The 9,704-nt window shown below is 67.3% G+C and carries 5 protein-coding genes and 1 riboswitch; of the genes, 2 read left to right on the top strand and 3 right to left on the bottom strand.

The window, feature by feature from the left end:
* The first annotated feature begins 68 nt into the window (after positions 1 to 68).
* Positions 69 to 2,216, top strand: coding sequence for a S46 family peptidase (locus PEM_RS18065; RefSeq protein WP_111174901.1), 2,148 nt, complete (start codon positions 69 to 71; stop codon positions 2,214 to 2,216).
* A gap of 135 nt (positions 2,217 to 2,351) precedes the next feature.
* Positions 2,352 to 5,798 carry a PAS domain-containing hybrid sensor histidine kinase/response regulator gene (locus PEM_RS18060; RefSeq protein ID WP_095378532.1) on the top strand — a complete coding sequence of 1,149 codons (3,447 nt, stop codon included), beginning with the start codon at positions 2,352 to 2,354 and terminating at the stop codon, positions 5,796 to 5,798.
* 79 nt (positions 5,799 to 5,877) lie between these two features.
* Here the strand turns inward: PEM_RS18060 and PEM_RS18055 are convergent, their stop codons facing one another.
* The 3 genes from PEM_RS18055 to acs form a co-directional block, all read right to left on the bottom strand.
* Positions 5,878 to 6,453 carry a manganese efflux pump MntP family protein gene (locus PEM_RS18055; RefSeq protein WP_005420421.1) on the bottom strand — a complete coding sequence of 192 codons (576 nt, stop codon included), beginning with the start codon at positions 6,451 to 6,453 and terminating at the stop codon, positions 5,878 to 5,880.
* 88 nt (positions 6,454 to 6,541) lie between these two features.
* Positions 6,542 to 6,631, bottom strand: a riboswitch (yybP-ykoY riboswitch).
* Between the two features lie 181 nt (positions 6,632 to 6,812).
* The gene (locus PEM_RS18050; protein WP_005420420.1) at positions 6,813 to 7,478 is read right to left on the bottom strand and encodes a response regulator transcription factor; all 666 of its coding nucleotides are present in this window, start codon (positions 7,476 to 7,478) and stop codon (positions 6,813 to 6,815) included.
* Positions 7,479 to 7,558: 80 nt separating this feature from the next.
* Positions 7,559 to 9,502, bottom strand: a complete 1,944-nt coding sequence (acs, locus tag PEM_RS18045; protein ID WP_111174894.1) for an acetate--CoA ligase — start codon at positions 9,500 to 9,502, stop codon at positions 7,559 to 7,561.
* Positions 9,503 to 9,704 lie beyond the last annotated feature (202 nt).

Genomic DNA, 9,704 nt, shown 5'->3' with positions numbered 1-9,704 from the left:
ATCGGCCGTTGCCCCATGCGGCCCCAGCGGCTATGGTCCCGGGCTGTTCTGTCGTACCGGATTGCCTCATGTCACCACGCAAAGCCCTTCCCACCGCCCTGGCCCTGGGCCTGACTCTCGCCGCCGGTGCCCACGCCGATGAAGGCATGTGGATGCCGACCCAGCTGCCGGAGCTGGCCAAGCCGCTGCAGGCCGCAGGTTTCAAGGGCAATCCGGCCGACCTGGCCAATGTCACCGCGCCGCCGCTGAGCGCGGTGGTGCGCGCGGGCGGCGGCACCGGCTCGTTCGTGTCCAGCGACGGCCTGCTGCTGACCAATCACCACGTGGCGATGGGCGTGATCCAGTACAACAGCTCGCCCGAGCACGACCTGATCACTGGTGGCTTCATCGCCAACGGCCGTGCCGACGAGCGCCCGGCCAACCCGGACTTCCGCGTGCTGGTCACCGTCGGCTTCGACAAGGTGACCGACCAGGTGCTGGCGCAGGCCCGCGGCAAGACCGGCCGTGCCTACTTCGATGCCGTCGATGCCGCCAGCAAGCAGATCGTGGCCGAGTGCGAGAAGGATGGCAGTGTGCGCTGCTCGGTGGCCAACATGTACTACGGCACCGACTTCTACCGCATCGCCCAGCTGGAACTCAGCGACGTGCGCCTGGTGTACGCGCCGCCGCGTGCGATCGGCAACTATGGCGATGAGATCGATAATTTCATGTGGCCGCGCCACACCGGCGACTTCACCCTGCTGCGCGCCTATGTGGGCAAGGACGGCAAGCCGGCCGCCTACAGCAAGGACAACGTGCCCTACCAGGCGCCGGCACACCTGCAGATGTCGGTGGAGGGCCCGAAGGAGGGCGACTACGCGATGCTGGCCGGTTATCCGGGCATCACCTACCGCCACCGTACCGCGGCAGAATTCGCCGGCCAGATCGACACCGTGCTGCCGCGCCGCGTTTCGGTGTTCCAGCAGATGATCGACACCATCGAGGCGGCAACTGCCAAGGACGCGCAGGCACGTACCCGTTACGCTTCGCAGCTGCAGTCGCTGAAGAACAACCGCAAGCGCGCCGCCGGTGAGCTGGAAGGTCTGCTGCGCAGCGACGCCAAGGCCCAGCGTGCCGCCGACGAGACCGCGATGCTGGCCGCCACCGACCGCAGGTACCAGAGCGACATCAAGGCGCTGCTGGCCAACGTGTCACAGGGCGCGGCGGTGGGCGAGCGTGACCTGCTGCTGGACCAGATGGCCGCACAGAGCCAGTTGCTGCGCTCGGCGCTGCTGCTGGAGCGCCTGCGCATCGAATCGGCCAAACCGGACGCGCAGCGCGAGAGCGGTTACCAGCAGCGCGACCAGGCGATGATCGAAGGCGTGCTCAAGCAGGTCCAGCGTCGCTACGCACCGGAGGTCGAGAAGGCCCTGCTGACCACCCTGCTGACCCGTTACCAGCAGCTGCCGGACGCGCAGCGCGTGGCCGAGTTCGACGCCGCCTTCGGCCGTACCCCGCAGCAGCTGGCCAAGGCACTGGACACCCTGTACGCCGGCACCCAGCTGGGTGACGAGGCGCAGCGCCTGTCGCGCTTCGCGGCTGCGCGCGAAGGCAAGGCCCTGGCCGCCGATCCGCTGATCGCCGTGGCCGGCCCGCTGGTGGCCGCGCAGCTGCGCATCGAGAACGAAAGCAAGACCCGCGAGGGCGAGCAGCTGCGCCTGCGCCCGGCCTACATGCAGGCGCTGTTCGCCTGGCGTGCCAAGCAGGGCCGCGCTGTGTACCCGGATGCCAACCGCACCCTGCGCATCAGCTACGGCAAGGTCGAGGCACTGCACCCGCGCGATGGCGTGACCTACTCGCCGGTGACCACCGTGGCCGGCATCGTCGAGAAGAACACCAACGCCTATCCGTTCGACGCACCCAAGCCGCTGCTGGCAGCGATCGCCAAGGGTGACTTCGGCAGCACCGCCGATCCGGCACTGAAGACCCAGACGGTCAACTTCCTGACCAACCTGGACACCACCGGCGGCAACTCCGGCTCGCCGGTGCTCAATGCCAAGGGCGAACTGATCGGCCTGAACTTTGACAGCAACTGGGAGTCGGTCAGCGCCAGCTGGTGGTTCGACCCGCGCTACAAGCGTGCCGTGCACGTGGACATGCGCTACCTGCGCTGGCTGCTGGCCAAGGTCTACCCGGCGCCGGAACTGCTGAAGGAAATGGGCGTGCCGGCCCAGTAAGAAGCCGGCCACGACCCACGGTCGTGGCCCGCACCGCGTAAGCCCCCACACTGGTGGGGGCGGTTGCCCCCAACGAGCCCGTACACCCGGCCGCGCCTGGCCTACACTGCGGGTTCCTCCGACGGAAACACACGCGTGGTCTCCAGTTGGGTCCTGCTGCTGGTCTCGGTTGCCTATGCCGCGCTGCTGTTCGGCGTGGCGTGGTGGGGCGACCGTCGGCCGATGTACCCCGACCGGCCGTGGCTGCGGCCGGTCGTCTACAGCCTGGCGCTGGCGGTGTACTGCTCGTCGTGGACCTTCTACGGCGCGGTCGGCACTGCCGTGCGCAATGGCGTGGGCTACCTGCCGATCTACATCGGCCCGCTGCTGCTGCTGTTGTTCGGCTGGCGCATCATCGAGCGCCTGGCGCTGATCGCACGCAGCCAGAACGTGGTCTCCATCGCCGATTTCATCTCCTCGCGCTTCGGTCGCTCGCGGCGGCTGGCGGCGCTGGTGGCGATCATCGCGCTGATCGGCATCATTCCGTACCTGGCGTTGCAGTACAAAGCGGTGGCGATGAGCCTGCAGGTGCTGACCGGCAACACCGGCCCGACCGGGTTCTTCACCGACCCGGCGCTATACGTGGCATTGCTGATGGCGCTGTTCGCCACCCTGTTCGGTACCCGCCAGGTCGATGCCACCGAGCACCACCACGGCATGATGCTGGCGATTGCCTTTGAATCGGTGATCAAGCTGCTGGCGATGCTGGCGGTGGGCGTGTTCGCCTACCTGTGGCTGAGCAACCGCACCGACGCGGTGGTCGAGTCGGTGCATACGCTGTTCACCGGCCTGCCGCCGGTCGGCTTCATCTCGCAGACCCTGCTCAGTTTCCTCGCCATCATCTGCCTGCCGCGCCAGTTCCACGTGGCCGTGGTCGAGTGCGGTGACGTGCGCGACGTGCGCCGCGCGCGCTGGATGTTCGGCGGTTACCTGGTGCTGATCTCGGGCATGGTGCTGCCGATCGCCACCGCCGGCGTGACCCTGTTCGGCACCGGCGGCAGCGTCGCCGACGACTCGATGGTGCTGGCGCTGCCGTTGGCCGAAGGCCGCAATGCGCTGGCGCTGATCGCCTACGTGGGCGGCTTCTCGGCGGCCACCGGCATGGTCATCGTCTCGTCCATCGCGCTGGCGACCATGGTCAGCAATGATCTGGTGATGCCGGTACTGCTGCGTCGGAGCGGTGACCACCAGGAAGCCGCTGACGTCGCCTCGCGCGTGTTGTGGATCCGCCGCCTGGCGATCCTGCTGCTGGCGCTGATGGCCTACAGCTACTACCGCACCAGCAGCAACGACAGCACGCTGGCCTCGTACGGCCTGATGGCGTTCGCAGCGGTGGCGCAATTCGCGCCCGGCCTGATCGGCGGCCTGTACTGGCGCGGTGCCAGCCGGCGCGGCGTCGAAGTGGGCATGCTGCTGGGCTTTGCCACCTGGCTGTACACCCTGCTGCTGCCGGCGATGACCATGGCCGGCTGGGTCGACGCCGCCTGGGTACAGCACGGCCCGTTCGGCATCGAGTGGCTGCGTCCGCAGCAGCTGTTCGGCATGTCCGGCTGGGACCCGCTGACCCACGGCACGTTCTGGTCGCTGCTGGTGAATGCGGCCACGATGATGCTGGTTTCCGCACGCTGGCGGCCCGGCGTCGACGAGCGCCTGCGTGCGGCACCGTTCCTCGACCCGTATGCCGAGCGCCCGTCGGTGGCCGGTGGCTGGCCCGGGCATGTGCATGTGGGCGACCTGCTGGCGCTGGCTTCGCGCGTGGTCGGCGAACGCCATGCACGGCGTTCGTTCTTCGAGCAGGCGCAGTCGCTGGGCCGTGAGCTGCAATCCTCGGCACCGGCTGACCGGCCGTGGGTGCAGTTCACCGAGCGCCTGCTGGCCGCCTCGATCGGTGCGGCATCGGCGCGCCTGCTGCTGACCAGCCTGCTGCGTGGCTCGGGCATGGACCTGGGGGAAGTGGTGGCGGTGCTGGACGAAGCCGGGCAGGAACTGCGCTTCAACCGCGAGATCCTGTCGACCACGCTGGAGAACATCAGCGCCGGGGTCAGCGTGGTCGATCCGGACATGCGCCTGACCGCGTGGAACCGCCGCTACCAGGACATGTTCGGTTACCCCGACGGCATGCTCTACGTGGGCCGCCCGGTGGCCGACCTGATCCGCTACAACGCCGAGCGCGGCGAGCTGGGCGAGGGCGATATCGAAGTGCAGATCAACCGCCGCATCGGTTACATGCGCGCCGGCTCGCCGCACGTGTTCGAGCGCACCCGCAGCGACGGCAAGGTGATCGAGATGCGTGGCCAGGCGCTGCCCGGCGGCGGTTACGTGACCAGCTACAACGACATCACCGACTACAAGCACGCTGAAAGGGCACTGCTTGAAGCCAACGAGACGCTGGAACAGCGCGTGGCCGAGCGCTCGCATGAGGCCGAGGTTGCGCAGCAGTCGAAGACCCGTTTCCTGGCGGCGATCAGCCATGACGTGCTGCAGCCGTTGAATGCGGCGCGCCTGTTTGCGTCCGCGCTGCGCGACAGCGATCACGTGAGCGACGAACAGAAGCATCTGGCCGAACGCGTGGACGCGTCGCTGCGCGCTGCCGAAGAACTGCTTGATGGCCTGCTGGACGTGTCGCGGCTGGATGCCGGTGGCCTGCACCCGGTGATCGGCGAGTTCGATGTGAGTGCGTTGATGCGCGAGCTGGCCGCGCAGTACACGCCGGTCGCCGCAGGCCGTGGCCTGCGCCTGGACCTGTTCGCGCGCGCGGCCTGGGTACGCAGCGATCGCCGCCTGCTGCGCCGCGTACTGCAGAACTTCCTGGCCAATGCGCTGCGCTACACACGCCAGGGGCGCATCGTGCTGGCCGTGCGCCAGCGCGGCGACGAGGTGGAACTGCAGGTGTGGGATACCGGCCCTGGCATTCCCGAACACCACATGCGGCAGATCTTCGACGAGTTCCACCGCTACCAGCAGCCGTTCGACTGGGGCGAGCAGGGGTTGGGCCTGGGCCTGTCGATCTGCCAGCGCATCTCGCGCCTGCTCGACCATCGCCTCAATGCACGCAGCCGCGTTGGCAGTGGCTCGATGTTCTCGATCATCCTGCCGCGGGTTGCGCCCTTGCCCGGCTACACCGAGCCTGCCAAGGCGACCCAGGCCGTGGCCACACCGGTGCGCAGCGATTCGCTGGCGGGCCTGCGGGTGCTGTGCGTGGACAACGACGAGGAAATCCTCGACGGCATGCGCGCACTGCTCGGCCGCTGGCAGGTGCAGGTGATCACCGCCGCCACCGTCGACCAGGCACTGGAGAAGATCGCCGAGCGACCGCAGGTGATGCTGGTGGACTACCACCTGCACGATCGCATGGATGGCCTGGATGCGCTGGTGGCGCTGCGCGAGGCGGCCGGCTACCCGCTGCCGGGTGCGCTGCTGACCGCCGACGGACGTGACGAGCTGAAGCGGATGGCACGCGAGCGTGGCTACCGCGTGCTGACCAAGCCGATCAAGCCGGCCTCGCTGCGCGCCTTCCTGGGCGCGCTGCGGGATGCGCAATAGATCCACGCCATGCGTGGATGCGACGCCAGGTAGTGCCGGCCGCTGGCCGGCAACCACGCAATCGCTCGCTTCCGATGCGTTACCCCACGCCGTGCAGGTGTTCGTACAGGATGGTCGCGCCGATGATCACCAGGATCACGCCACCGATGATCTCCGCACGCTTGCCGACCATGCTGCCCAGCACGCGGCCGAGCATGATGCCGGCGGTCACCATGGTCAGTGTGCACAGGCCGATGACCGCGGCCATCACGCCGATATGCACGTCCATGAAGGCCAGGCCGATACCCACCGCCATCGCGTCGATGCTGGTGGCGAAGCCGGTCAGCGCCAGCTTCCAGAAGCCGTGGTGCTGCGAGGGATCCTCGTCATCCTCGGCGCTGTCCGGGCGCAGGCCGTTGTAGATCATGTGGATGCCCAGCGCACCGAGCAGGCCGAACGCGATCCAGTGGTCGAAGGCTTCGACGTACTGCAGCGCGGCGCGGCCGAGCAGCCAGCCGATGATCGGCGTGATCGCCTCGATGACGCCGAAGATGATGCCGGCACGCAGTGCATCGCGAAACACCGGCTTGCGCATGGCCGCACCCTTGCCGATTGCGGCGGCAAAGGCATCGGTGGACATGGCAAAGCCGATCAGGAGGATCGAAATGGGGGACATGGACAGCGGCTGAGGTCGGGCAAGGACGGACGCACGGCTCGCGCTCGCGCCCAACCTGACGTTGCGCGCGCGGGCCGCTGGTCTCGCCAACCATCATGGTTGTCCACGCCACGGCGCACTGGCCGAGTATGTTGACGTGGACGATTCCTGCGAAGGAATCCGGCTACTCCCCAAGGGGACGCGAAGCTTAGCATTGCGATCCGCGCGTGGCGCATTTACAGACAAACGCGCAGGCAGGGCTGGTTTGTATAGCGATGGCTATAACACGGGCCAAGCAAAGGCGTGCCAAGCAAGCTTGGCACCTACCAGGGCGGTTTCAGACGTTCCAGGCGAATGCCGGCCAGCGGCCGGCACTACCGTCAGTCTTCCTCGGGCGGCAGCACGATGGCGTCGTCGTCGATGGCCAGCTTGCCGGCCATCAGCACGGCCTGGGTGCGGTTGGTCACGCCGAGCTTGCGCAGGATGGCGGTGACGTGGGCCTTGATCGTCGCTTCGGAGACGTTGAGGTCGTAGGCGATCTGCTTGTTCAAGCGGCCAGCGCCGAGCATCTGCAGGACACGGAACTGCTGCGGGGTCAGCTCGCGCAGGCGCTGGCCGACTTCGCGTTCTTCGCTGCCGGTGGGCGGCACGTTGTGCGCTTCCGGCGGTGCCCAGGTCTCGCCATCGAGGATGGTGCCCAGCGCATGGCCGATGGTGTCCGAATCCGCAGACTTCGGGATGAAGCCCAGCGCACCGTGGTCGAGCGCGCGGCGCATCACCGTGGCTTCTTCGCGCGCGGACACCACCACCACTGGCAGCTGGGGGTGCAGTGAGCGCATGTGCACCAGTGCGTTGAAGCCCTGCGCACCGGGCATGTTGAGATCCATCAGGACCAGGTCGGCGTCGTTGTGCTGGTCGGCCAGCGCGTACAGCGCTTCCACGCTGTCGGCCTCGAACAGCTGCACGCCGGGGATGACCCGCTGCACGGCTCCACGCAGGGCTTCGCGGAACAGCGGGTGGTCATCGGCAATCAGGAGGGTGGTCATGGTCGGGGGGAACCGTGGGGGAAACCAGATGGGGTCAGAGCCCTTTCCTGGTGGAAAGGGATCCGACCCCGGGTTCTGCATCAGCGCACCTTGCGCTCGTCCACCAGCGACGCCACCACCGACGGATCGGCCAGGGTCGAGGTGTCGCCGAGCTGGTCCGGCGCGTTTTCGGCAATCTTGCGCAGGATGCGGCGCATGATCTTGCCCGAGCGGGTCTTCGGCAGGCCCGGTGCCCACTGCAGGTGGTCCGGTGTGGCGATCGGCCCGATCTCCTTGCGCACCCAGGCGATCAGCTCCTTGTGCAGTTCATCGCTCGGGGCCTCTTCGGCCACCAGGGTGACGTAGGCGTAGATGCCCTGGCCCTTGACGTCGTGCGGGAAGCCCACGACCGCCGCTTCGGCCACCTTCGGATGCGAGACCAGCGCGCTTTCCACTTCGGCGGTGCCGATGCGATGGCCGGACACATTGATCACGTCGTCGACGCGGCCGGTGATCCAGTAATAGCCGTCTTCGTCGCGGCGGCAACCGTCACCGGTGAAGTAGCTGCCCGGGTAGGTGCGGAAGTAGGTATCGATGAAGCGCTGGTGGTCGCCGTACACCGTGCGCATCTGGCCCGGCCAGGAGTCACGGATGATCAGGTTGCCCTCGGTCGGGCCGTCCTGGATCTCGCCATCGGCATTGACCAGCGCCGGCTGCACGCCGAAGAAGGGCAGGGTGGCCGACCCCGGCTTGAGGTCCATCGCGCCGGCCAGCGGCGAGATCAGGATGCCGCCGGTTTCGGTCTGCCACCAGGTATCGACGATCGGGCAGCGGCTGTCGCCGACCACTTCGTAGTACCAGCGCCAGGCTTCCGGATTGATCGGCTCGCCGACGCTGCCGAGCAGGCGCAGCGACGCGCGCGAGGTCTTCTTCACCGGCTCCTCGCCTTCGCGCATCAGCGCACGGATGGCGGTCGGGGCGGTGTAGAAGATGCTCACCTTGTGCTTGTCGATGACGTTCCAGAAGCGCGAGGTGTCCGGATAGTTCGGCACGCCTTCGAACATCAGCGAGGTCGCACCGTTGGCCAGTGGCCCGTACACGATGTAGCTGTGGCCGGTGACCCAGCCGACGTCGGCGGTGCACCAGTAGATGTCGTCCTCGCGCAGGTCGAACACCGCTTCATGGGTGTAGGCCGCGTACAGCAGATAGCCGCCGGTGGTGTGCAGCACGCCCTTCGGCTTGCCGGTGGAGCCGGAGGTGTAGAGGATGAACAGCGGGTCTTCCGCGTTCATGCGTTCCGGTTCGCAGGTGGACGGCTGGCTGTCCACCACATCGTGGAACCAGCGGTCGCGCGGGGCCTGCATGTCCACCGCGCCGCCGGTGTGGCGCACCACCAGCACGGTTTCAACCGTGTTCGTGCCCGGCAGCTTCAGCGCGGCATCGACGTTGGCCTTCAGCGGAATCCTGCGGCCACCGCGCAAGCCTTCGTCGGCGGTGATGATCAGCTTGCTCTGGCAGTCGCTGACGCGGTCGGCGATCGAGTTCGGCGCGAAGCCACCGAACACCACCGAGTGGATCGCACCGATGCGCGCGCAGGCCAGCATGGCTACTGCGGCGTCGACGATCATCGGCAGGTAGATGGTGACGCGGTCGCCTTTCTTGACCCCAAGGTTGCGCAGCGCATTGCCGAGGCGGCAGGTGCGCTCATACAGTTCGCGATAGGTCACGTGCTGGGCCGGTGCATCCGGGCCGTCCGGCTCGAACAGCAGGGCGGTCTTGTCGCCGCGCGTCTCGAGCTGGCGATCCAGGCAGTTCACGCTGGCATTGAGCTCGCCATCCTCGAACCACTTGATGTGGAAGTTGGACAGGTCGTAGCTGACGTTCTTGATCTTCGTCGGCTTGCGCATCCATTGCAGGCGCTCGGCGGCCTTGCCCCAGAATCCATCCGGGTCGGTCACCGACGCCTGGTACTGCTGTTCATAGGTCTTCTTGTCGATGCGTGCCTTGGCGGCGAACTGCGGATCGACGGGGTAGATATCAGCCATGGCACCCTCACTTGCACGTTGACTTTGTATGTGCGGTCGCAGCATCGCAACGACCGATCCCCCTCAGTTTGCCCCATCCACCCCCGGCCGCGTCACCACCCTGGTTAGACCATGGTCGAAAGTGAGCGCCCTGCAGGGCCGGGTTCGACCAATGGCGAATAGCCGCTATACATAATCGCCCCGCAGTCTCGGCTCGACCGTG

The sequence above is a fragment of the Stenotrophomonas sp. Pemsol genome, assembly GCF_003586545.1.
Taxonomy (GTDB): Bacteria; Pseudomonadota; Gammaproteobacteria; order Xanthomonadales; family Xanthomonadaceae; genus Stenotrophomonas; species Stenotrophomonas sepilia.
Note: the sequence above shows the minus strand (reverse complement) of the source record. Positions and strands in the feature narration are given on the sequence as shown.